Origin of the sequence: Duganella rivi, assembly GCF_009857435.1 — a bacterium.
Classification (GTDB): domain Bacteria; phylum Pseudomonadota; class Gammaproteobacteria; order Burkholderiales; family Burkholderiaceae_D; genus Rugamonas; species Rugamonas rivi.
Map to the genome: position 1 here is coordinate 291,710 of NZ_WWCK01000002.1, position 21,321 is coordinate 313,030.

Consider the following 21,321-nt stretch of genomic DNA (forward strand, 5'->3'; position numbering starts at 1 on the left):
GCCATGCGTAAATGGATGATGATTGCGATGCTGGCGACAGCGTGGGCCGGCGCGCAAACGCCGGGCCAGATCGTGGTGACCGGCGCTGTGCCGGATGAAGCCAGCAAGGCCGCCATGCTGGCGCAGCTGCGCGCGCTGTATGGCGCCGAGCGCGTGGTCGATCAAGTCAGCATCGCGCAAGTGTCGCTGCCGCCCAACTGGGGCGGCTACGTGCAAAAGCTGATCAGCCCCAATCTCAAGTTGATCAGCAAAGGCGAATTGAAAGTCGACGGCACCAACGTCACCGTGCGCGGCGAGGTGGCAAACGAAGCGCAACGGCAGCAGATCGCCAGTGACATCGCCACCAGCCTCAATCCCAGCTACACCGTCAACAACGGCCTGCGCGTCAGCGCCGCCGAACAGAACCTGCTGGACGACACGCTGGCCAAGCGCATCATCGAATTCGATAGCGGCAAGGCGACGCTGACGCCGTCCGGCCAATCCATACTCGATGAGATGGCGGCTGCGCTGCAAAAGGTGAAGGGCAAGAAGGTGGAGGTGATCGGCCACACCGACAACATCGGTCTACGCGACAGCAATCTGGCGCTGAGCCAGGCGCGCGCAGAAGCAGTACGAACCTACCTCACCGGCAAAGGCATCAATCCAGAAATGGTGATGGTGTCCGGCCAAGGGCCGGATCGGCCGGTGGCCGAGAACACCAGCGCGGAAGGACGCGCGCGCAATCGCCGCATCGAGTTCCGCGTGGCGCAGTAACTACGGCAGCGTGATGGTGACGTAGGCTGGACGCGGCGCCAGCTTCACCAAGTCCGAGTACGCCGCCAGCGTGTCTTGCGTAGAACTGGATAGCGACGACTCCAGCCCAATGTAAGCCGCCATCGCAATCAGGCTAAACACCGCAGACACCGCCCACAGCGGCGTATTGGTGCGCAGCTTGTGCACGATCTGGTCGGGGCGTTCGGCTTGCGGCGCGAAGCCCTTGCTCTTGCCCTGCATATGAGCGATTTCATCGCCAAGGCGCGCGGTCAGGTAGGCCAGTTTGTCGCTGGCGTCCAGCGCGTACTTGCCGCGAAAGCCGATCAGCAAACACATATGAAACACCTGTAGTGCAGGCAGCCGCGCGCCGCCCGTGCTGCGCAGCGTCTCCAGGCGATCGAAGAAATGCTCGCCCGCCAGCTGGTCGCCAAAGATCACCAGTTGCAGCGGGCGGCGTTCCCACGCCAGGCGCATCGGGAACTGCGATGACAAGATGATTTCATCGAGCGCCGCGCAGAAGGCGTATTTGGCGGCGTCGATATCCTCGCCTTGCGCGCGCAGCTTGCGTGCTTCGCGGTCGAACTCCGCGAGGTAGGCGGTGATGGTGTCGAGGAAGGCTGCCTCGCCCGGCGGCTCGCTGCCGTTCTTCAGCATGAACAGCAAGTAGAAGCCTTCTTGCAGTAGATCGAGTAGCGTTTGCACATGGCCATAGCCCGGCTGGATCTGTTTGCGCTGACCGCCCATCAGCGTTGGAATCGCGCGGCGTTCGACCTGGCCGCTCATGCTGTCACCGCGATCAGGTTGAGACGCAGGTCGCGGATGCCGGCCGGTACGTAGATGGAAATCGACTGCGCTTTGAGCATTTGTTCGTACAGCATGCCTTTGCCCTCCAGTGCGAAGTAGTAGGTGTCCGGTTGGACGGGGATGGCGGCCGGCACCTGCGGCGCGTGAGTGAGTTTCACGCCGGGCATGGCCGACAGCACACATTTTTCGACATCGTCCGGCGCGCCGACTTTGACGCGCAGCGGCACTACCTCGACCAATTCCAGTGCCGGCAGTGCGGCGCTGACGGCGAGATAAAGCGTGGTGCGCTGGTCGATTTTTCCAGAATCGAGTTTGCCTAGGTGGTAGCTTGGCTTGTCCTCGGTAAGCGCGATCGAGAAGTACTTGGTGGAGATGACGGTGTCCAGAAGGTCGCGGATGATGGCGTCCAGCGTGGAGAAGCATGGCGCCGGATCATCGTGCCGGTACTTGGGCAGGTCGATTAGCGTGTACTGCTTGGAGTAGGTCATCATGGCGCCGGCCAGCGACAGCAGCGATTCAAACAGGCGCTCCGGGTGCAGCTCCGGGTTGCGCACGTAATGCATGAGCGCCGCAGCGGCGGTGCTGACGGTGTGCAGCAGCCAAAACGAGGAAACATCGCCGGAGCGGAATTCGATCACGTTGCGGCTAGGCTCGCGCATGTGGCCTTGCAGCGACTGCACCTTGGCTTGCAGTGCATCGAGCAAGCGATCCAGCATGGCCTTGAGTGCTGGCGCGCCGGCGATCGCCAGGCCGGGTGGGATGAAAGCGGGATCGGGTTCGAAGCCGCCGGTGACCACGCGCCGCAGTCGCAGCACCGGCACGCATTCGAAAGCACCGAGCGGTTCAAGGTCGGACATCAGCCGCACGGCGTTTTTGAGAAAGCTGACTTCCACGCCGACGGCTTGCGTGTAAAGATCCGCTGTTTCGTGGCTGGCAATGCTGTAGCGCGACTCCGCATTGCCGCCGCCGGGAGCCAGCGAGGGCAGGGCGGCATACCAGGTGACTTCCGGCACGTGCTCGGGGATGCGCGTGAGATCCACTGCTACCGGTAGCGGTGCGCTGGACGGCGCATCAACGATTTCACCATCGCGGAAGATGAGCGACAGGCGCTCGAGCCGCAGCTTGCCCGCCTTGAGCGCATCCAGATCCCACTTAATTTCTCGCACGCCCCACGGGTAAGGATGCAGCGCGTGCGCCGTGTGGCGCAGGCGCGCCTCGTGATATTGATCCTGCTGCTGGAAATGCTGCGGTCGCAGAAACAAGCCTTCTCCCCACAGCACCTTCGATGGAATGCTCATACCGTCTCCTTGTCTGGTGGATCTTCATTAGAACGAAAGCTGCGCCATCGCTGTTTGCGTCGGCGCAAGCGAAGAGAAAAGAAGACAGGCTTTGAGTAAGCGCAATCGTCAAAAAAAGCATTCATGAATAATGGCCTTCTTCCTGACCGGTTACGCAAAAGGAGAAACCGATGATCAATACTCAAACATGGCTGCCCTGCGTTGCGAGCTTGCTGCTGCTGTCGGCCTGTGCAACAGACGGCTCCAGCGTCCGCAGCGAGAAGCCGCAAGCCGCCACCCTCGATCGCGCCATGGCCGACGCCGACGCCGCAATGGCGGCAGGCCAGTCCGACAAGGCGCACACCATTCTCAAATCCGCCGCCGCCAACTACCCGGCAGACAAAGGCCCGTGGCTGTACATGGCGCAGATGAAGTTTGACCGCGCCAGCTACGGCGAAGCGATCATGAACGCGCTTGAAGCCTTGCAGCGAGATCCCAACGACAAGCTGGGGAACAGCATCGTTGCCGTCAGCGGCTTGCGCTTGTCGACCAAGGCGCTGTCGGATCTGAGCCAGCAAAACAACCTGAATGGCTCGCTGCGCTCCGAAGCGCAGGACTTGGCCAAGCTGCTGCGCACCAGTCTTGGCGAAGAAGTGCTGGTGCCCGGCGCGGCTGTCGCGCGCAAGCCTGCGGCGCCACCACCGCCAGCGAAGAAAGGCGCTGCGACGGCCACCGGCCCGGCGCCAAAGAACAACAACCAAACCAACAACAGCGATCCGTTCGGCGGATTGAAATAAGGAGCGAACATGGCTAACGGCGACAGCATACAAAAGCGCTTGCTCAAAGTGCGTCCTCCACGCGTGCAGATGACCTACGACGTGGAAATCGGCGATGCGATGGAAAACAAGGAACTGCCCTTCGTGGTCGGCGTGGTCGGTGATTTCGGCGGCAATTCGGAGGTGGAGAAGAAGCGCCTGAAAGACCGAAAATTCGTCAGCATCGACGCCGGTAATTTCGACGAGGTGCTGAGCGGCGTGGCACCGGTGGCGCGCTTTCAAGTGCCGAATCAACTGAGCGGTGACGACAACAGCTTCAATGTCGAACTGCGTTTCAAGGCGATGGACGACTTCCGCCCCGAGTCCGTGGTGCGGCAGGTGGAGCCGCTATCCAAGCTGCTGGAAGCGCGCAGCAAACTGGCCGACCTGCGCAACAAGCTGGCCGGGAACGACAAGCTGGAAGACATCCTGAGCGATGTGCTGAACAACACCGACAAACTGGCCAGCCTGAAAACGGCCAAGGGGAACTGATATGTCCGCACAAGTGAACCAGGCTGCCGAAGCCGCAGTCCTCGATGGCGACAGCCTGCTCGATCAAATCGTTGAAGAAAGCAAGGTCGCAAAATCCAGCGTGGAGCATGACCGCGCCAAGGACATCATCACGGAATTGGTGAATCAGGTTTTGGACGGCACCGTGGTGGTGTCCAACAATTTGTCCGCCACGCTGGATGCGCGCGTGGCGGAGTTGGATCAACTGATTTCCAGCCAGCTAAGCGCCATCATGCATGCACCGGCTTTTCAAAAGCTGGAGCAAAGCTGGACTGGCTTGCACTACCTCGTGAAAAACTCGGCTACCGGCCAAGGCCTGAAAATCCGCATGCTCAACGCCACCAAGCGTGAGCTGGTAAAGGATTTTCAATCGGCGCTGGAATTTGACCAGAGCGCCATGTTCAAGAAAATCTACGAAGAAGAATTCGGCACCTTCGGCGGCGCGCCTTACGCAGCGCTGCTGGGCGATTTCGAAATTTCGCGCCAGCCGGAAGATATGTACTTCATCGAGCAGATGTCGCACGTGGCGGCGGCTTCGCATGCGCCGTTCATCGCCTCCGCATCGCCTGAGCTGTTTGGGCTGGAGACCTACGGCGACCTGGCCAAGCCGCGCGATTTGTCGAAGGTGTTCGACACGGTGGAATACGCCAAATGGAAGGCCTTCCGCGAATCGGAGGATTCGCGCTACGTCGGCCTGACGCTGCCGCGCTTCCTCGGCCGTTTGCCGTTCAATCCTGTCGATGGCACTACCGTGGAAGGCTTTAACTTTGTCGAGGAAGTGGATGGCACCGATCACCAGAAGTACTTGTGGTGCAACGCCGCCTACGCGTTCGGCGCCAAGCTGACCAAGGCCTTCGATGATTTCGGCTGGTGTGCGGCGATCCGCGGCGTGGAGGGCGGCGGCTTGGTGGACGATCTGCCGACCCACACCTTCAAAACCGACGAGGGCGAGGTCGCACTCAAATGCCCGACCGAAGTCGCCATCACGGATCGCCGCGAGAAGGAGCTCAGTGACCTTGGCTTCATCTCGCTGGTTCACTGCAAGAACACCGCCTACGCCGCCTTCTTTGGCGCGCAATCATCGCAGAAAGCTCGCAAGTACAACTCGGAAGCGGCTAACGCCAATGCCGTGCTGTCCTCGCAGCTGCAATATATCTTCGCCGTGTCGCGCATCGCGCATTACATGAAAGCCATGATGCGCGATAAGGTCGGCAGCTTTGCTTCCGCGTCCAACGTCGAGGATTTTCTTAATCGATGGCTGATGAAGTACGTCCTGTTGGACGACAACGCCAGCCAGGAACAGAAAGCGCAATTCCCTCTGCGCGAAGCCTCGGTGCAGGTGCACGAGGTAGCAGGACGGCCCGGCGTGTTCCGCGCCGTTTCCTTCCTGCGTCCGCACTTTCAGCTTGATGAACTATCCGTTTCACTCCGTTTGGTCGCGGAGCTGCCGCAGTCGACCAACTACTAATCCCCCAACAACCTAGAGGAGCATGCAATGGCAATCGACGTTTATCTGTACATTGATGGCATCAAGGGCGAATCCAACGATGACCGCCACAAGGACTGGATCGAATGCCGATCCGTCAGCTTCGGCGTGGAGCAGCCCAAATCGGCTACCGCCTCCACCGGCGGCGGCCACACGGCCGAGCGCTGCGAGCATCGCGATATCGTGATCTCCAAGCTGGCCGATTTGGCGTCTCCGATCCTGCTGCAAACCTGCTCGGCCGGCCGCACCATCCCCAAGGCCAAGTTCGAGTTCATGCGCGCCGACGCACAAGGTGAACGCGTGAAGTACTACGAGATCGAAATTGAGAATGTGCTGATCGGCGCTGTCTCGCCGGCGGTGGAGGAGGGCGACATCTTGAGCGAAGACGTCGCGTTCAAATTCTCCAAGATCAAGTGGAAGTACACGCAGCAGAAAATCAGCGGCGGCGCCGGCGGCAACACCTCCGGCGGCTGGGACTTGGCTAGCAACCGCATTGTGTAAAATCCCCCGCGTCTTTAGCCAGGCCTTCCCGGCCTGGCTCTTTTTCGAAAGCACGGCATGAACGGCTTTACTCCCGGCCTGCTGGATCGTTTGCTCGGTGACGCCGCGCCGCGCATGTCGCTGGAACAGTACAAGGACAGCGTCGCGCGCGATCTGGAGGACTTGCTCAATACCCGCTGCGCGATACCGGACGACGTCATGCAGGCCTATCCCGAATGCGCGCGCTCCATCGCCAACTATGGCTTGCTGGATTTTGCCGGCATGTGCCTGAGCAGCAGCGAAGACCGCACCCGCGTTTGCGCCGCGCTGAAAGCCGCCATCGAACGGCACGAACCCCGCCTGCGCGATGTGCAGGCACGCATCGAACACGAACCCGGCTCCATCAACCGCGTGCGCTTTGCCATCTACGGCACGCTGGCCGGCTTATCCCATACCGAATCTGTCAGCTTTGACGCGGTGCTGCAACCGTCATCGCTGCATTACTCGATCAATCGCAGCGCACGCGGAGGCCGTAAATGAATCTGAAATCGCTGATCGGAAAGCTGAATGACACCACGCGCCTGGCCGCCACCCGCGCCGCCAGCATTTGCGTCGCGCTGGGTCAGTACGAAGTGGAGATTGAACACTTGCTGCTCGCGCTACTGGAGCAAGAGCGCTGCGACTTGGTGCTAATCGCCCGCAAGTGCGGCGTGAGCGTGGAGGCGCTGGAGGCCGACCTGCATCGCGAGGTGAGCCAATTCAAGAGCGGCAGCACACGCACGCCGGTGTTCTCGCAGCAATTGCCGCTGCTGCTGGAAAACGCATGGCTGATTGCCTCGCTGGCGACGCCGCCGGAACAAATCCGCAGCGCGCACTTGCTGGTGGCTTTGCTCACGGAGCCGGAACTGGCGCAATTGGCGCTGCGCGCCTCGCGCCAGTTCGCTGATATTCCTATCGATGAAGTCAAACACACATTGGAGAAATACACACATGGCTCGCAGGAAGAGACGACCGCAGCCCCTACAACCTCCGCCAGCCCGGCTACCGCCGCCGCGCGCACGCCGGCGCTGGATCAATACACCACTAGCCTGACGCAGCTTGCGCGCGAGGGCAAGCTCGATCCGGTCATCGGGCGCGAAGCCGAGATCCGGCAGGTAGTGGATATTCTGCTGCGCCGCCGGCAGAACAATCCGATACTCACCGGCGAAGCGGGGGTCGGCAAGACTGCTGTTGTTGAAGGGCTGGCGCTGCGCGTGGCGGCAGGCGATGTGCCGTCAGCGCTGAAAGACGTGGAGATCCGCACGCTGGATATGGGGCTGTTGCAGGCTGGCGCCAGCGTCAAAGGCGAGTTTGAGAACCGGCTGAAAAAAGTGATCGAGGAAGTGAAGCAAAGCCCGCGCGCCATCATCCTGTTCATCGACGAAGCGCACACCATGATCGGCGCCGGCGGCACGGCAGGGCAAAACGATGCAGCCAACCTGCTCAAGCCCGCACTGGCGCGTGGCGAGTTGCGCACCATCGCCGCTACCACCTGGAGCGAGTACAAAAAGTACTTCGAGAAGGATGCCGCACTGGCCCGCCGTTTCCAAGTCGTGAAAGTGGAGGAGCCGAGCGAGGAAATCGCCGCCGCCATGCTGCGCGCCATGGCGCCGCTGATGGAGACGCATTTCAATGTGCGCGTGCGTGACGAGGCGGTAACGGAGGCCGTGCGCCTGTCGCACCGCTACATCAGCGGGCGCCAGTTGCCCGACAAGGCGGTAAGCGTGCTGGATACGGCTTGCGCGCGCGTGGCGCTGGCGCAAAGCGGAACGCCGGCCTTGCTGGAGGACGCCGCGAGGCAGATGGATCGCATCGCCGCAGAAATAGCAGCTTTGCAGCGCGAGGATGGCGGCACGGCGCTGCATCAGCGCGTGCAGCACTTGCAAGCCAGCCTTGCGGCGTGTGGCGAGGAACATGCGCAGTATGCGGAACGCTGGCAGCGGGAACAGGCCATTGTTGCGGCCATCACGCGTCAGCGGGCGGGCGCCAACGATAACGGCGAAGCGCGCGCGCTGAAGGAGGAACTAGCCGCGCTGCAAGGCGAGTCCCCGCTGGTGCCGCTGGAAGTCGACGGCGCAACGGTGGCCGCCATCATCTCCGGCTGGACAGGCATCCCGCTCGGCAAAATGGTGAAAGACGAAATCCGCAGCGTCCTCTCGCTGCAGGACGCCCTGCAAGAACGCATCCTCGGCCAGTCGCACGCCATTGGCGCCGTGGCGCAGCGCGTGCGCACGGCGCGGGCTAACCTCGATGATCCGAACAAGCCGAAAGGCGTGTTCCTATTCGTCGGCCCATCAGGCGTCGGGAAAACCGAAACCGCGCTGGCATTGGCCGATCTGCTGTACGGCGGCGAGCGCAAACTCATCACCATCAACATGAGCGAGTACCAGGAAGCGCACAGTGTCTCCGGCTTGAAAGGTTCGCCGCCCGGCTACGTCGGCTATGGGCAAGGCGGCGTACTGACCGAGGCCGTGCGCCGCAATCCCTACAGCGTGGTACTGCTGGACGAAATCGAAAAAGCCCATCCCGACGTGCTGGAACTTTTTTTCCAGGTATTCGACAAAGGCGTGATGGACGATGCCGACGGCCGCGAGATCGACTTCCGCAACACCATCATCATCGCCACCGCGAACGCCGGTTCCGCGACCATCATGCAGGCCTGCCTGAACAAAGAGCCGCCTTCACCGGAAGAACTAGAGCAGCTGCTGCGCCCAGCGTTAGTAAAACACTTCAAGCCCGCTTTCCTCGGCCGCGTAAAAGTAGCGCCGTACTATCCGATCCCTGATGCGGTGCTGGCGCAAATCATCGCGCTAAAACTGGCGCGCATCGCGCAGCGTATCCAACACCACCACCATGCCGAATTCACCTACGAGCCTTCGCTGGTAGACGCTGTGCTGGCCCGCTGCACCGAAGTCGACTCCGGCGCGCGCAACGTCGACCACATCCTCAACGGCACACTGCTGCCCGAGATTGCGCAAGCGGTGCTGGAGAAGATGGCGCAAGAGCAGAGCATCAGCCGCATCAAGGTCAACGCCAACAGCAAGGGCCAATTCAAATACACCGTCAAATAGGAGGCGTCCATGTTCAGCACCGATCAACTTCTGCAACCGGTCAGCGCGGAGCAGCGCTGCGGCGAAGACCTATCCTTCAGCACCGAAGTAGACGCCATCGCCCAAGCGCGCCAGTACGACGATCCCACGCTGGATCAAGGCGAATGGGAGACTGCGTTGAAAGAAGCCGACTGGCAGTTTGTCGCCGCCCGCTGCGCGCAACTGATCGCCACGCGCAGCAAAGACCTGAGACTCGCCGTATGGCTGGCCGAAGCCCAAGCCAAGACCCAAGGCCTGCGCGGCCTCGGCGAAGGCTACGCGCTGCTCGCCGGTTTGTGCGAAACGTACTGGACGGATTTGTATCCCTTGGTCGATGACGGCGACTACGATCAGCGCATCGGCAACCTGTTTTGGCTGCTCGCGCGCACGCCGGCGCTGGTGTCTGAATGCGAATCACCCGCACTGGCCGACGCCGAATCTTGCCTCGCCGCGCTGATTCAACTGGAGCGCGTGGTAGATACGCAACTAGGCGCCGACGGCCCCGGTTTCTCGCCAGCCAAGGATGCCTTGCAATCGGTGATCCGCCAGATCGCCCCGCACAGCCAATTAGCGGCGCTGGCCGACGGTGGTCAGGCCACTATTGGTATCGTTGCCATTGCGCCCGGCGAGGCGCTGCAAAATCGCAAGCAAGCCTTGCAGCAGTTGCGTGTAATAGCGGACTTCTTCCATCGCACCGAACCGCACAGTCCGGTTGCCTACCTTGCTGAAAAGGCTGCCAGTTGGGGCGATATGCCGCTGCATGTCTGGCTGCGCGCCGTCATCAAAGACCCCGCCGCGATCGCCGGCGTGGAGGAGCTTTTGGGAGCCACGCCGGCCACCGAATAATTGCTGCAATGCAGCGCCGAATATTTCCCGCCGCGCTATAGATTGTGGGCAAATAGTGCTAGCATGAACTGGACATTCCAGACTTTTTGCTAGGGAGTTTGCTATGAATAATCTCAAGATCGGTACGCGTCTCGGCTTTGGTTTCTCGCTGATTTTGTTACTACTGGTTGCGATGACTGCTATTGGCATTCTGCGCCTAAGCAGCGCCAGTGCCCAGACCGACGAGATGATCACAGTGAAGGTGCGCGATGAACGCTTGATCGCGGAGTGGGGCAAGATTATCGAAGTCAATGCCGCGCGCACCACTGGCGCATTCATGGTGCGCGAAGCCGCCGACCAGAAAAAACTCGAAGCCCTGATGGCCGAATCCTCCGGCCGCGCCACGCAGATCCAGGATCAAATCGGCGCCAGTCTCGATGACGGCGAACTCAAACCGATGTTCAAGCAAGTGCTGGACACGCGCAAGGCCTACACCGATTTCCGCAAAGCCGTTTTCGCCGCCAAGAACGCTGGTGATCTGGATACCGCGACCAAGATCTATGAAGGCGATATGACCCAGAGCCGCATCCGCTACCTCGCGGCACTGAAGGCGTTTGCCGACAAGCAGGCAGCGTTGCTGGACGCCAGCGCGGTCGAGATTCAACAGCAATATAAAAGCGGCCGCACCTTGCTGATCATGCTCGGCGTGGCGGCGATTGCGCTAGGCGTGTTTGCCGCGTGGTGGATTACGCGCACCATCACGCAGCCGATCAACGAAGCGGTGAAGGTAGCGGAGACTGTATCTTCGGGCGATCTGACCAGCGATATTCAAGTCAACAGCAGCGATGAAACCGGCCAGTTGATGAACGCGCTCAAGACCATGAACACCAACTTGGTGAACATCGTCGGCCAAGTGCGCAACGGCACGGAGCTGATTGCGACGGCGTCCACCGAGATCGCTGCGGGCAATCAGGATCTGTCGTCGCGCACCGAGGAGCAGGCTAGCTCGCTGGAAGAAACCGCATCGTCAATGGAGCAGCTGACGTCCACCGTGCGCTTCAATGCGGAGAATGCGCGGCAGGCGAATGAACTGGCGATCAGCGCGTCGGAGATTGCCAGCCGTGGTGGTTCCGTGGTGGGCGAGGTGGTGAACACCATGGGCTCGATCAACGATTCCTCGCGCAAGATCGTGGACATTATTTCCGTCATCGACGGTATCGCGTTCCAGACCAATATCCTTGCGCTGAATGCGGCGGTAGAAGCAGCGCGCGCCGGTGAGCAGGGGCGTGGCTTTGCCGTAGTGGCATCGGAGGTGCGTAATCTGGCACAGCGCTCCGCGTCAGCAGCCAAAGATATCAAGGGCTTGATCGACGATTCGGTGCAGAAGGTGCAGATGGGTTCCGAACTGGTCGACAAGGCCGGGCAGACGATGGAAGAAATCGTCCAGAGTATCAGCCGCGTCACGCAGATCATGACGCAGATTAGCAATGCCAGCGAAGAGCAAAGCATCGGCATCGCGCAGGTCAACGACGCTATCACGCAGATGGATCAGGTGACGCAGCAAAATGCCGCGCTGGTGGAGGAAGCTGCTGCGGCGGCGGAATCGATGCAGGAACAGTCGGCCAAGCTGGCGGATGTGGTCAGCGTGTTCAAGCTGGATGGTGTGAGCAGCGCGCCGGCATTGGCGCGCCCGGCTGCACCCGCACGCGCTGCGCTGCCGCGCCGCACGCCGGTGGTGGCAGCGTCGAAACCTGCTGCGGCGAGGGCGCCAGCGGCTGCATCCACTGCAACGGCGGAGCCGAAAGCTGCTGCGCCACGCAAGGCCGCCGTCACTACCAGCGACTCGGGCGACTGGGAAGAGTTCTAAGCCGCGTTAAAATGGCGGTCTATGAATACCGCCAGTCCCGAATCCTCAACGCGGCGCGCCATGTGCGCCGCGTGCCTGCGCCCGCAGCAGACCTGCATCTGCCGCTGGGTGACAGCGCTGCCTAACCAGGTGGAAGTCCTGATTCTTCAACATCCCATGGAAGTGAGTAACGCCAAGGGCAGCGCGCGGCTGCTGCATTTGTGTTTGTCGAATAGCCGCCTGGAAGTGGGGGAGACATTTGAGCCGCAGCAGCTGCAAGCGCTGCTCTCGCCGGAGCGTCGCAGCGTCTTGCTGTATCCAGAGACGGAGAATGCTTCGCTGGGATTGGCGACGCCGCAGCCGTTTGATGAGGCGTGGCTCAGCAAACCACTGCGCCTGGTGGTGCTGGACGGGACGTGGCGCAAGAGCCGCAAGATGCTATATCTGAATCCGCTGCTGCAAACTTTACCGCGCTTGCCATTGCGCGATACGCCGCCTTCGCATTATTTGATCCGCAAGGCGCATCTGCCGGATCAGCTGTCCACGCTGGAAGCCACGGTGTACGCGCTGGCGCAACTGGAAAACGATATAAATAAATTCGATCCGCTGATCGCTGCGTTTGATGGTTTTGTGGCGCAGCAGGCCAGTTACGTTAAGAGATCAGCTTAAGGCCCGGCGGCAGTGCATCACCCAGCATGCGCTTCTCGTCGGCCTGATCGAGCTGCGTGACTTCGCGCACCATGGCGCTCCAGTTGGCCGGAGCTGTGGAAGCGCTCAAGCGGCGCAGCACTTCGGCGCGCAGGGTTTCGTTGATGTCGCGCGAACGGTCGCCGGTCATGCGGGCGAGATGGGCGGCGCAGTATCCCGCCGGCTCCACTTTTTTCCAGTCGAGTGACAGCACGGCATTCAGCCATTCCTCAACGGTAGCGGTGTCCACCACGTCGTGCGCGCTGCCGTGGAATGGCTGGCGCACGCCGACGCGGCTCAAGCCCCACAGCAGGCGGCCGCGCGCTGCTTCGGATTTCTTGTCCTTCAGCAGCTGCTCCAGCATCCACGCGCCGATTTCGGCCTTGTAGTTGCCGGGGATGCGTTCCAGCGATGCGCCGAGGCGCAGCATGTCTTCCTCGCTGCCGTTGACCAGCGTGACGGGACGGCGGCCGCGTTCTGCGGCATCGGCTTGCACGTTGAAGGCGAAATCGTCCAGCACGCGCAGTTGCGCTTCCACGCTCAGGCCACCGGAGACGCGACGCCACATCGTCCACCATTCGGCGCAGGCCTGGCTGTCTTTGTGATTCTGGATGCCGGTGTCGAACATGGCCCACAGCTGGTCGATGCGCCAGTTGTCGAGCGGGTGGCCGAAGCCGGGACGCAGGCAATAGCCGCTCAGGTTAAGCCATGCGCGTTCGTGTTCGGGCGAGCGGCGACGTCCCTTGGCACGTTCCATCAGCGCGTCGAACATTCGGCGCAGGACTGGTGTCGGCCAGTTTTCGCGGCTGCCCAGCAGATGCTCTAATTGCGTGCGCAGTTGTTTGACTTCTTTGATGTCGACTTGCTGCGCGCGGCTGCCGAAGATGCGGTCGATTTTTTCCAATGCGGCGGGAAGGCCTGCTGGCATTGGCGTTTCGTCTGATGCTTCGGGCGCGTCGGCTTCGGCGCGTAGTTGGAATTCCAGCAGCCAGCGCTGATCGTTTTCTTTCGCCACGCAGTGGACTTCCAGCGTGCCGACTTCGCTCAGCATCGCGGCCAGTTGGACTGGGATTTCTTTGCGGGCGTCGGCGGCGCTGCTGTCGCGCAAGACGGTGGCGATGGGCGGCAGCTGGACGTAGTCGTCTGGCTGGAGTTCGATCACGTCGCCGGCTTGCGGTGCTTCGGCGGTGGACGAGGCGAGGTGGAAGCGTACCGGGCGTCCGAGGCGCAGTGCGAAGGTGCGGCCGGCCAGCAGGATTTCTTTGTTCTCGGCCGCGCCGCGCGGCAGGATGCAGATGGCGCGGCGTGGCTTGTCGGCCGGGCCTTCGGCGTCCAGCAGCAGGAAGTAGCTGCGCGCGGAGCCGCCGCCGATTACGGGGGCTTGGCCGGATTGGCCTAGCGCGTAGGCGACGCCGCCGCGTGCTACGGCGACGTCCGGGTTATCGTTGTGCAGGACGCGCAGTGGCTGTTGGCGCCAGCCTGCGAGTGCGGCTTCGAGTCGGCGCGCAAGGGCGTCGGCGCGGAATACGCCGCCGTTCAGCAGCAGCGTGTCCGGGATTGGGATGGTGGCGCTGTCGGCGGGGAGGCCGAGGGCTTCGCGCGCGGCAGCGGCGTGCTGGCGCAGGAAGTCTGCAAGGTGGCGCGTGATGGCTGCGTCGGCGGCGTAGGGGAGGCCGAATTCGACGATGGCGCCGCGTCCGCGCTTGGTCGGCGCTTGTTCTTCGTTGAGCGGGAAGAAGCCGTCCACCACCAGCGCGGTGACTTCATCGCGCGTTAGCTCGGCCGAGCGCGAGCCGCCGATTAATTTCGAGCCGGAGCCCAGCAGCGTGACAGTGGTGCGTTCCGGCGCATCTGCCGCCAATAACAACTCCTTCGCCGCCCGGCACCGCTCCGCCAACTGCGACAAGCGGCTCGCCGACAGCCGCGCAGGCGCGCTGCCGCTCAGGCGCGACTCGACGAGGTGGGCGAGGGCGAGATCCATGTTGTCGCCACCGAGGATCAGGTGGTTGCCGACGCCGATGCGGCTGATGGCTGGCTGCGCACCTGCCCCGCCAGCATCCACTTTCATCAAACTAAAGTCCGTGGTACCCCCGCCAACGTCGCACACCAGCACCAGCCGCGTATCGGCCAGCTGCTCGCCCAACGATGCACGCTGGCGGAACAGCCAATCATAGAAGGCGGCTTGCGGTTCTTCCAGCAATCGCAATGACGGCAGGCCCGCCATGCGCGCAGCTTCCAAGGTGAGCGCGCGCGCACCTTCGTCAAATGACGCCGGAATAGTTAAAACAATTTGCTGCTTTTCCAAAGGTTGCGCAGGAAAGCGCGCATTCCACGCGCTGCGCAAATGGGAAAGATACGAAGCACTCGCCGTCACCGGCGACACCTTCGCCACATCCGCCTCCGCGCCCCACGGCAAAATCGCCGCCATGCGATCCACCTGCGGATGCGAGAGCCAACTCTTGGCACTCGCCACCAATCGTCCTGGCACCTGCGCACCCAGCTTGCGCGCCAAGCGGCCAATCACCGCGGGCTCACTGGAAGCCCAAGGCAACTGCAAGTCGCCGTCCGCCAGCTCGCCCTGCGCAGGGTGATAGCGCAAGGACGGGAGCAACGCCGCCGCACCGATCTCGCCGGGTGCCGTCAGCTGCTCGATATCGAACAAGCGTATCTCGGCACTACCGGCTTCGGCATAGGCCATCACCGTATTGGTGGTGCCCAGATCGATGCTGACGACGTATTTACTCATCATGCTGTGCGAACGTCGAACTCCACTTTCCAGCGCTGGCCATCCGAGCCAACGGCCAACAGCTCCAGCGTGCCGGATTCAGTAGCCATCGCATGCAAGCGCACCTGCACCACGTCGCCAGCCTGGCGGCCTTCCGGCGAAAGGTTGGCCTGAATCTCATTCATCTCGGTCAGTTCATCCGGGCCCCAGAAGTCCAGCAAATCGCCAATCTGATCCTGGCGGCGCACCGAAGAACCAAAGAAGCGGAACTGCACCGGCTCACCCACCACCAGGCCAAATTCCTGATTCGGCAGTTCGATCTCGCTGCCTTCTTCCATGCCGAACGGCGCCACGCACAGCGCCTGAATCGGCGGCTCCATGCCCGGAATCGCCGGCATCGCCGACTCAATCGCCACGTAGTACGAACGCGCCGTACCGCCGCGAATGCGCACGCCGCTGCCGCGACGCACGTAGCTGTAATAAGCCGCGCCGCGCGCCACCGCCAGATCCAGATCCGCGCCGCCCAGCATGCGCGCCGGCGCCGCGCCTTCCATGTACAGCCAATCGTTGAGCGTACCCATGACGCGCTGCGCCAGCAGATCCGACTTGAACACGCCGCCGTTGAACAGCACCGCGGTCGGATGCAGGAAGGTCGCTTCGGCGTTTTGCTTGCCCGCGTAGCCTTCCAGTTCCGCAGTCGCGCCGACTTGGCGCGCGAGGAACGCGGCAAGGTGGCGCGTGATGCCCGCATCTTGCGCATATGGCAGGCCAAGCTGCGTCAGGCCCGCGCGCTGGCGCACGGCCGGACGCGCCGACGCTTCCACTTGCGGGAAGAAGCCGTCGAGAATAAAGGCCGACACTTCATCGCGCGTGAGTTCAGTGCGGATCGAGCCGCCGATCAGTTTCGAGCCACGGCTCGGCACCACGATAGGCCACGTCGCCACGGTGGCATCGGCCAGCAGCTTTTCCTTGGCGGTGCGGCAGCCGTAAGTCAGTGCGCGCATTTGCCACGCATCGAGCTGGGTGCCGTTGGCGGCCAGTTTGCGCGCCACCAGGTGCGCCAGCGCCAAGTCCATATTGTCGCCGCCGAGCAGAATATGATCGCCGACCGCGATGCGGTGCGGTTCCAGCACGCCCTCGCGTTCCAGCACGGCGATCAGCGAAAAGTCGCTGGTGCCGCCGCCCACGTCCACTACGAGGATGATGTCGCCCGGCTTCACTTCCTTGCGCCAGCGGCCTTCGCTGCCTTGAATCCAGCTATACAAGGCGGCCTGCGGTTCTTCCAGCAGCGTGAGATTGGTGTAGCCGGCAGCGCGCGCCGCATCGGCGGTCAGTTCGCGCGCGCCTGGATCGAAGGATGCAGGAATCGTCACCGTCACCGCCTGTTCGCCGAACGGCGCGTCAGGGTGCGCCTGTTCCCACGCTTTGCGCAGGTGCGACAGGTAGCGCGTCGATGCTTCCAGCGGCGACACGCGCGAGACTTCTTCCGGCGCGTCGTTCGGCAGCAGGGCAGAGCGGCGGTCTACGCCCGGATGGCTCAACCAGCTTTTCGCGCTGGAGACCAGGCGAATCGGCGTGGTCGCGCCACGGCTGCGCGCCATTTCGCCGGCCACACCGGTTTGTTCTTCAGCCGTTTGCTGCCACGGCAGATTGTTCTCGCCCGGCGCCAGCTCGTCGGCGTGCGGCAGGTAGAGGAAAGACGGCAGCAGCGGCAGTTCTTCAATGGTGCCCGGCGCGGTCAGCTGCGGGATGGCCAGCACGCCGTGCTGGGTTTTCTCGCCGTCGCTGGCTTGCAGGTTCACATACGACAGGGCGCTGTGCGTGGTGCCAAGGTCGATGCCGATGGCGTAACGTGGATCGCTCACAGTTCCACCTCCGCCGGCGCCAGGATGGCGGCGTCATGCGCTTCCGCCAGTTTCGGCAGGCGCACCTCGGCCGAACGCCAGCCGCGATGGCTCAGCGTGCCCTTGAACGGCGCTTTGCCGACCACATTGCCGGTCAGGCGCACGGCGGCGGCGTCGAAGCCTTCCGGCAGTTCGATGCGGCTGCCTTCCGCTTCGCTGCGGATCGGCTGGATGATGAAATGCTCTTTCAACACCTTGGCGCAGCCTTCGTGCACCACGCGCGCGGCGGCGCCGATGTCGGCGTCGGAGTAGGCGGACAGGTTTTCTTGCGTGAAGTCGATCAGGCGCGCCTCGCGCTGGAGCAGCGACAGCAGTTGCAGGGCCGCGTCCGGGGTGGCGACGCGCAGCGTCACCGGAGCTGGTGCTGGAGCCGGAGCCGGAGCAGGGGCCGGTGCGACCGGTGCAGCGGCAGGCTGCGGCGCTTCATCGATGCGGCTCAGGCGCGCGGCGTACTCGGCGTCGGACAGGGCGCGGAAAAACGCGCCGATGGCGATGGAAATCCGGCTGAAGAAAGACGGCAAAGGTTGATTGGAATTGGTCATGTTTTACTCACTGTGTAAGGTTGCCGAACGCAGCGCCGGCGCGCGTTTCAGGCGAAGCCCGGCATGATACTTGATATTTCCCTTGATATGGCAGTTTGGAGTGCTAGAATACTGTATGTTTATACAGTATTTGAGTGCACTATGTCCCATGATGAAAACAATCAAGAGCAGGTGATGTTGCCGCCGCCCTCGCTCAAAGCGCAAAAAGGGCGTGGCGCAGTCTCCAATATACAGGGTCGTTACGAAGTGAACGCGCGCGAGTCCTACGACGACGGCTGGGAGCGCGAGGAAGAGGAGGCCAGGCCGTGGAAAACGCAAGTGACCGAGGAAATCTGCCGCTCCATTTTGAGCCGCAACGCCTCGCCGGATTTGCCGTTCAGCGTTTCGCTCAATCCGTATCGCGGCTGCGAGCATGGCTGCATTTATTGCTTTGCGCGGCCTACGCACAGCTATCTCGGGCTGTCGCCGGGCATGGACTTCGAGAGCAAAATCTTCGCCAAGATCAACGCGCCGCAGATGCTGCGGCGCGAGCTGGCCAAGCCCGGCTACGAGCCGCAGTCGATCGCGCTCGGCGTCAACACCGACGCCTACCAGCCCTGCGAGCGAGAACTCAAGCTCACACGCAGGGTGCTGGAAGTGCTGCAAGAGTGCCAGCATCCGGTGGGCTTGATCACCAAGTCCTCGCTGATCGAGCGCGACATCGACATCCTCGCGCCGATGGCGGCCAGGCAGCAGGCCGGCGTGGCCATCACGCTGACCACGCTGGATCCGGCCATCGCCCGCACGCTGGAGCCGCGCGCCACGTCGCCCGCGCGCCGCCTGCGCACCATCCGCACGCTAACCGATGCCGGCATCCCGGTGGCGGTCAGCATCGCGCCCATCATCCCGTTTGTGACCGAGCCTGACATCGAACGGATACTGGAAGCCGTCAAGGAGGCCGGTGCGGTGAGCGCGCACTACACGGTGCTGCGGTTGCCGTGGGAGGTCGCGCCGCTGTTCAAGGAATGGCTGCAAGCGCACTTCCCGGAGCGAGCGCAGCGGGTGATGAACCGCGTGCGCGAAATGCGCGGCGGCAAAGACTACGACAGCAATTTCGACACGCGCATGAAAGGCGAGGGCGTGTGGGCCGAACTGATCCGCCAGCGCGTGAAGATCGCCAGCGAGCGCCTGGGTCTAAGCGGCCACGGCAGCCGCTTCCACCGCATGGACTGCTCACAGTTCACGCGGCCGCTGGTGGTGCCGCCCCTGGGCGCGCGCGCCAAGGCGGCGGCCGACGCGGGACAGATGGATTTATTTTAGTGCGGCTAAATGGCGCTCGATCTCGAACACGTGCTGGTCGTGGCGGCCTAGCTCGCGCAGCGCGCTGGCGAGGTGGTTGAGGTAGTCGCTGTTGGGGCCGCTTGGGCCGGCGGAGCGGGCGATGTGGGCGGCGATGTCAGCTTCGGAGGCGGCGCCAAGGAAGGCGGTGTTGTCCGGTGTGGCGATGTAGACCAGGCCCTCTTGCTGGTCGCCATCCTCAAACGCGATGGGAATGGCTAGCCGCAGGTAGCCGTTCTTTTCGCGGTGGTCGAGATGGGCGAAGACCTCCGGCGTGATCAGGTAGGCCATGCCGTGGCAAACCGCGCCGGCTTCTTCGATCAGGGTGACCACGCGGCCCGGCGCTTCCGGCGTGCCGCGGTGGTCGTGCGAGCCTTGCCAGAAACGCCGGGTCCAGCCGGCGATGCTGGCCGGGCGGCGTTGCAGGTAGGGGAAGTCGGCCTTGTAAATCAAGGAGCCGTAGCCGAACAGCCACACGCTGTGGTGGCCGTCAAACTTGTCCATCTGTTGATTGATGGCGATGGTGTTTGCAGTCATGGTGACTGCATTATAGGGCAGCTAGCGCTAACATCAGGCTGCGTGCTTGAGCTCGGGGATTTGTTGCAGGTCGTCCAGGTCGCGCACGATGTGGAGTTGGCGGATGCCCATGAATTGGAAGGCGGCCTTGAGCTGGCTTTCGTGATAGCTCATCAGATCGTCTGGGGACTCCAGCCTCAAGGCGCCGCAGCCGGCAGTCACCAGCAGCACGCGCACGGCGGGCTGGCGCTGGCTGCCGCCAGCGTTGGCCGGGTGTTGTTCCAGCAGGCGATCCATCCACGCTTTCAGCGTCGACGGCACAGTGAAATTGTGCATGGGCGCGCCCAGCACCACCACGTCGGCGTCGCGGAACTCTTGCAGCAGGGAGGCGCTTTGCAGGGCTTCCGCGCGCAGTTCGGCGTTCATGGGAATGTCGGCGTCCCAGCGCTGGCTGATGACTTGCAGCAGCGGCCCGCTGGCGTGGGACAGCGGCGACGCCGCGAGGTCGCGGTAAAGGACGGTCGGGACGGTTGCTTGGTCATTGCTTGCCGTCAGGGCAGCGGTCACCGCCGAGGTCATTTGGCGGGATGCAGAGTGGTCGCCGAGGGCGCAGGAATCGATGTGCAAAATGTTCATCAATAAAGCATACACAAACAGAAACCGCTTCCACAATGGATTTATCGCAATATTCTTTTCCTATTTGAAAGAAATTGTAAGCTAGGTTGATGCGGCGGCCGGCAAGGGGGGCATATTCCACTCGTGCGATGCCACAAACTGATGCAAAAAGGTCACGAAACTCTCGGCCGCCGGCGACAGCGCGCGCACGCTGCGGGTGTAGACGAAAAAGCGCCGGGTGAGGGCCGGCGCTTCCAGCGGCCGCATTTTCAAGCCATACAGCTGCACCATTTTTTCCGCATACGGCAGGCAGACGGTGACGCCTTGGCCGGCGTGCACCATGGCCAAGGCGGTGGTCATGAAGGTAACCTCGTTGTACGGGCTGAGCGACAGTTCGCGGAACGACACGTGGACGTCGCGCAACAGGCGTTCGGTGAACTGGCCTTGCAGCGAGATGAACGGGTAGCGGTTGACGTCGCTCCAGGTGATGCGCTTGCGCTTGTCCAGCTCGTGTCCCTGTGGATACACCACCACAAACGGCATTTCAAACAGCGGATGGGCTTCAATTTCGGCGGTGGCGTCGCGCTCCGGGCCGATGCCGAAGTCGACCTCGCCGCTGAAGACGCGCGCCGACACTTGCTCCAGCGGGCAGTCGGTCAGCCGCACTTGCACTTCGGGGTGGCGGGCGCGGTAAGCGGCAATTACTTCCGGCAGCATGGTGCAGGAGAGCATCTGCGGCGCCGCCACCCGCACCGAACCCTGCTTAAGCGCCTTGCGGCTGGCGATGTCCGCCATGGCGCGGTCGAGGTCGTGCAGCATCTTGTCGAACAGCGGATACAGTTCGCGTCCCAGCTCGGAGAGCTGGGTCTTGCGCGTGGTACGCTCGACCACGCGCACGCCCAGCATCTGCTCCAGCTCCTTGATCTGGCCGCTGAGCGCCGATTGGGTCACGCTCAAGTGGTCGGCCGCCAGCGTAAAGCTGCCGGTCTTGGCCAGCGCCACCAGGGCGCGCATCTGCCGCAAGCTAGGATTCATTGGAAATTCTGATAAATGATAAGAAAAATACGATTTGCATGATATCTGAATCTGTC

The 21,321-nt window shown here is 62.5% G+C and carries 19 protein-coding genes; 11 read left to right on the forward strand and 8 right to left on the reverse strand.

Features of this window, described 5'->3' with window-relative positions; genetic code table 11:
- Window positions 1-3: 3 nt before the first annotated feature.
- Window positions 4-753: an OmpA family protein gene (locus GTP45_RS05860; protein ID WP_161012949.1), complete on the forward strand. Its 750-nt coding sequence runs from the start codon at window positions 4-6 to the stop codon at window positions 751-753.
- Here GTP45_RS05860 and icmH read toward each other — a convergent pair whose 3' ends face one another.
- Together icmH and tssK are read right to left on the reverse strand one after the other, a co-directional pair.
- Window positions 754-1,536, reverse strand: a complete 783-nt coding sequence (icmH, locus tag GTP45_RS05865; protein WP_161012950.1) for a type IVB secretion system protein IcmH/DotU — start codon at window positions 1,534-1,536, stop codon at window positions 754-756. It abuts the gene before it with no gap.
- Window positions 1,533-2,855, reverse strand: coding sequence for a type VI secretion system baseplate subunit TssK (gene tssK, locus GTP45_RS05870; RefSeq protein WP_161012951.1), 1,323 nt, complete (start codon window positions 2,853-2,855; stop codon window positions 1,533-1,535). Before tssK ends, icmH begins: the two co-directional genes overlap by 4 nt.
- Window positions 2,856-3,025: 170 nt before the next feature.
- Between tssK and GTP45_RS05875 the strand changes: the two genes are divergently transcribed.
- From GTP45_RS05875 to GTP45_RS05915, 9 genes are all read left to right on the forward strand, one after another.
- Entirely contained in the window at window positions 3,026-3,631 is a 606-nt protein-coding gene (locus GTP45_RS05875; protein ID WP_161012952.1) for a tetratricopeptide repeat protein, read from the forward strand.
- A gap of 9 nt (window positions 3,632-3,640) precedes the next feature.
- Entirely contained in the window at window positions 3,641-4,141 is a 501-nt protein-coding gene (gene tssB, locus GTP45_RS05880; RefSeq protein ID WP_161012953.1) for a type VI secretion system contractile sheath small subunit, read from the forward strand.
- A gap of 1 nt (window position 4,142) precedes the next feature.
- Window positions 4,143-5,627 (forward strand): type VI secretion system contractile sheath large subunit, encoded by a 1,485-nt coding sequence (tssC, locus tag GTP45_RS05885; protein WP_161012954.1) that lies wholly within the window; start codon window positions 4,143-4,145, stop codon window positions 5,625-5,627.
- A gap of 27 nt (window positions 5,628-5,654) precedes the next feature.
- Window positions 5,655-6,146 (forward strand): Hcp family type VI secretion system effector, encoded by a 492-nt coding sequence (locus GTP45_RS05890; RefSeq protein ID WP_161012955.1) that lies wholly within the window; start codon window positions 5,655-5,657, stop codon window positions 6,144-6,146.
- Between the two features lie 57 nt (window positions 6,147-6,203).
- On the forward strand, window positions 6,204-6,665 hold the full coding sequence (gene tssE / locus GTP45_RS05895) for a type VI secretion system baseplate subunit TssE (protein ID WP_161012956.1): 462 nt from the start codon (window positions 6,204-6,206) through the stop codon (window positions 6,663-6,665).
- Entirely contained in the window at window positions 6,662-9,235 is a 2,574-nt protein-coding gene (gene tssH, locus GTP45_RS05900) for a type VI secretion system ATPase TssH (RefSeq protein ID WP_161012957.1), read from the forward strand. The genes tssE and tssH overlap by 4 nt, the downstream gene beginning before the upstream one ends.
- A 9-nt stretch (window positions 9,236-9,244) precedes the next feature.
- Window positions 9,245-10,099 (forward strand): type VI secretion system protein TssA, encoded by an 855-nt coding sequence (tssA, locus tag GTP45_RS05905; RefSeq protein WP_161012958.1) that lies wholly within the window; start codon window positions 9,245-9,247, stop codon window positions 10,097-10,099.
- Window positions 10,100-10,202: 103 nt separating this feature from the next.
- Window positions 10,203-11,945, forward strand: coding sequence for a methyl-accepting chemotaxis protein (locus GTP45_RS05910; RefSeq protein ID WP_161012959.1), 1,743 nt, complete (start codon window positions 10,203-10,205; stop codon window positions 11,943-11,945).
- Between the two features lie 21 nt (window positions 11,946-11,966).
- Window positions 11,967-12,593 (forward strand): tRNA-uridine aminocarboxypropyltransferase, encoded by a 627-nt coding sequence (locus tag GTP45_RS05915; protein ID WP_161012960.1) that lies wholly within the window; start codon window positions 11,967-11,969, stop codon window positions 12,591-12,593.
- Here the strand turns inward: GTP45_RS05915 and GTP45_RS05920 are convergent.
- Genes GTP45_RS05920 through GTP45_RS05930 form a run of 3 tightly spaced genes read right to left on the reverse strand, consistent with a single transcriptional unit; the run spans window position 12,577 to window position 17,782 of the window.
- Window positions 12,577-15,357 (reverse strand): Hsp70 family protein, encoded by a 2,781-nt coding sequence (locus GTP45_RS05920; protein WP_161013449.1) that lies wholly within the window; start codon window positions 15,355-15,357, stop codon window positions 12,577-12,579. The genes GTP45_RS05915 and GTP45_RS05920 overlap by 17 nt on opposite strands.
- The gene (locus tag GTP45_RS05925; RefSeq protein WP_161012961.1) at window positions 15,357-17,201 is read right to left on the reverse strand and encodes an Hsp70 family protein; all 1,845 of its coding nucleotides are present in this window, start codon (window positions 17,199-17,201) and stop codon (window positions 15,357-15,359) included. Before GTP45_RS05925 ends, GTP45_RS05920 begins: the two co-directional genes overlap by 1 nt.
- On the reverse strand, window positions 17,198-17,782 hold the full coding sequence (locus tag GTP45_RS05930) for a DUF2760 domain-containing protein (RefSeq protein WP_161012962.1): 585 nt from the start codon (window positions 17,780-17,782) through the stop codon (window positions 17,198-17,200). The genes GTP45_RS05925 and GTP45_RS05930 overlap by 4 nt, the downstream gene beginning before the upstream one ends.
- 141 nt (window positions 17,783-17,923) lie before the next feature.
- Between GTP45_RS05930 and GTP45_RS05935 the strand changes: the two genes are divergently transcribed.
- A complete protein-coding gene (locus GTP45_RS05935; RefSeq protein ID WP_161012963.1) occupies window positions 17,924-19,081 on the forward strand; it encodes a PA0069 family radical SAM protein in 1,158 nt (385 codons plus the stop codon).
- On the opposite strand, the gene GTP45_RS05940 is transcribed toward GTP45_RS05935, so the two are convergent.
- From GTP45_RS05940 to GTP45_RS05950, 3 genes are all read right to left on the reverse strand, one after another.
- The gene (locus GTP45_RS05940; RefSeq protein WP_161012964.1) at window positions 19,073-19,636 is read right to left on the reverse strand and encodes a gamma-glutamylcyclotransferase; all 564 of its coding nucleotides are present in this window, start codon (window positions 19,634-19,636) and stop codon (window positions 19,073-19,075) included. The two genes, GTP45_RS05935 and GTP45_RS05940, sit on opposite strands and share 9 nt — an antisense overlap.
- A 33-nt stretch (window positions 19,637-19,669) precedes the next feature.
- Window positions 19,670-20,251, reverse strand: coding sequence for an NAD(P)H-dependent oxidoreductase (locus GTP45_RS05945; protein WP_161012965.1), 582 nt, complete (start codon window positions 20,249-20,251; stop codon window positions 19,670-19,672).
- Between the two features lie 81 nt (window positions 20,252-20,332).
- Window positions 20,333-21,265, reverse strand: a complete 933-nt coding sequence (locus GTP45_RS05950; RefSeq protein ID WP_161012966.1) for a LysR family transcriptional regulator — start codon at window positions 21,263-21,265, stop codon at window positions 20,333-20,335.
- Between the last annotated feature and the right edge of the window lie 56 nt (window positions 21,266-21,321).

Excerpts from the sequence above, each read along its gene's own strand:
- GTP45_RS05860 (WP_161012949.1), top strand. The coding sequence starts at position 4 with ATGCGTAAATGGATGATGATTGCGATGCTGGCGACAGCGTGGGCCGGC.
- icmH (WP_161012950.1), bottom strand. The coding sequence starts at position 1,536 with ATGAGCGGCCAGGTCGAACGCCGCGCGATTCCAACGCTGATGGGCGGT.
- tssK (WP_161012951.1), bottom strand. The coding sequence starts at position 2,855 with ATGAGCATTCCATCGAAGGTGCTGTGGGGAGAAGGCTTGTTTCTGCGA.
- GTP45_RS05875 (WP_161012952.1), top strand. The coding sequence starts at position 3,026 with ATGATCAATACTCAAACATGGCTGCCCTGCGTTGCGAGCTTGCTGCTG.
- tssB (WP_161012953.1), top strand. The coding sequence starts at position 3,641 with ATGGCTAACGGCGACAGCATACAAAAGCGCTTGCTCAAAGTGCGTCCT.
- tssC (WP_161012954.1), top strand. The coding sequence starts at position 4,143 with ATGTCCGCACAAGTGAACCAGGCTGCCGAAGCCGCAGTCCTCGATGGC.
- GTP45_RS05890 (WP_161012955.1), top strand. The coding sequence starts at position 5,655 with ATGGCAATCGACGTTTATCTGTACATTGATGGCATCAAGGGCGAATCC.
- tssE (WP_161012956.1), top strand. The coding sequence starts at position 6,204 with ATGAACGGCTTTACTCCCGGCCTGCTGGATCGTTTGCTCGGTGACGCC.
- tssH (WP_161012957.1), top strand. The coding sequence starts at position 6,662 with ATGAATCTGAAATCGCTGATCGGAAAGCTGAATGACACCACGCGCCTG.
- tssA (WP_161012958.1), top strand. The coding sequence starts at position 9,245 with ATGTTCAGCACCGATCAACTTCTGCAACCGGTCAGCGCGGAGCAGCGC.
- GTP45_RS05910 (WP_161012959.1), top strand. The coding sequence starts at position 10,203 with ATGAATAATCTCAAGATCGGTACGCGTCTCGGCTTTGGTTTCTCGCTG.
- GTP45_RS05915 (WP_161012960.1), top strand. The coding sequence starts at position 11,967 with ATGAATACCGCCAGTCCCGAATCCTCAACGCGGCGCGCCATGTGCGCC.
- GTP45_RS05920 (WP_161013449.1), bottom strand. The coding sequence starts at position 15,357 with ATGAGTAAATACGTCGTCAGCATCGATCTGGGCACCACCAATACGGTG.
- GTP45_RS05930 (WP_161012962.1), bottom strand. The coding sequence starts at position 17,782 with ATGACCAATTCCAATCAACCTTTGCCGTCTTTCTTCAGCCGGATTTCC.
- GTP45_RS05935 (WP_161012963.1), top strand. The coding sequence starts at position 17,924 with ATGTCCCATGATGAAAACAATCAAGAGCAGGTGATGTTGCCGCCGCCC.
- GTP45_RS05940 (WP_161012964.1), bottom strand. The coding sequence starts at position 19,636 with ATGACTGCAAACACCATCGCCATCAATCAACAGATGGACAAGTTTGAC.
- GTP45_RS05945 (WP_161012965.1), bottom strand. The coding sequence starts at position 20,251 with ATGAACATTTTGCACATCGATTCCTGCGCCCTCGGCGACCACTCTGCA.
- GTP45_RS05950 (WP_161012966.1), bottom strand. The coding sequence starts at position 21,265 with ATGAATCCTAGCTTGCGGCAGATGCGCGCCCTGGTGGCGCTGGCCAAG.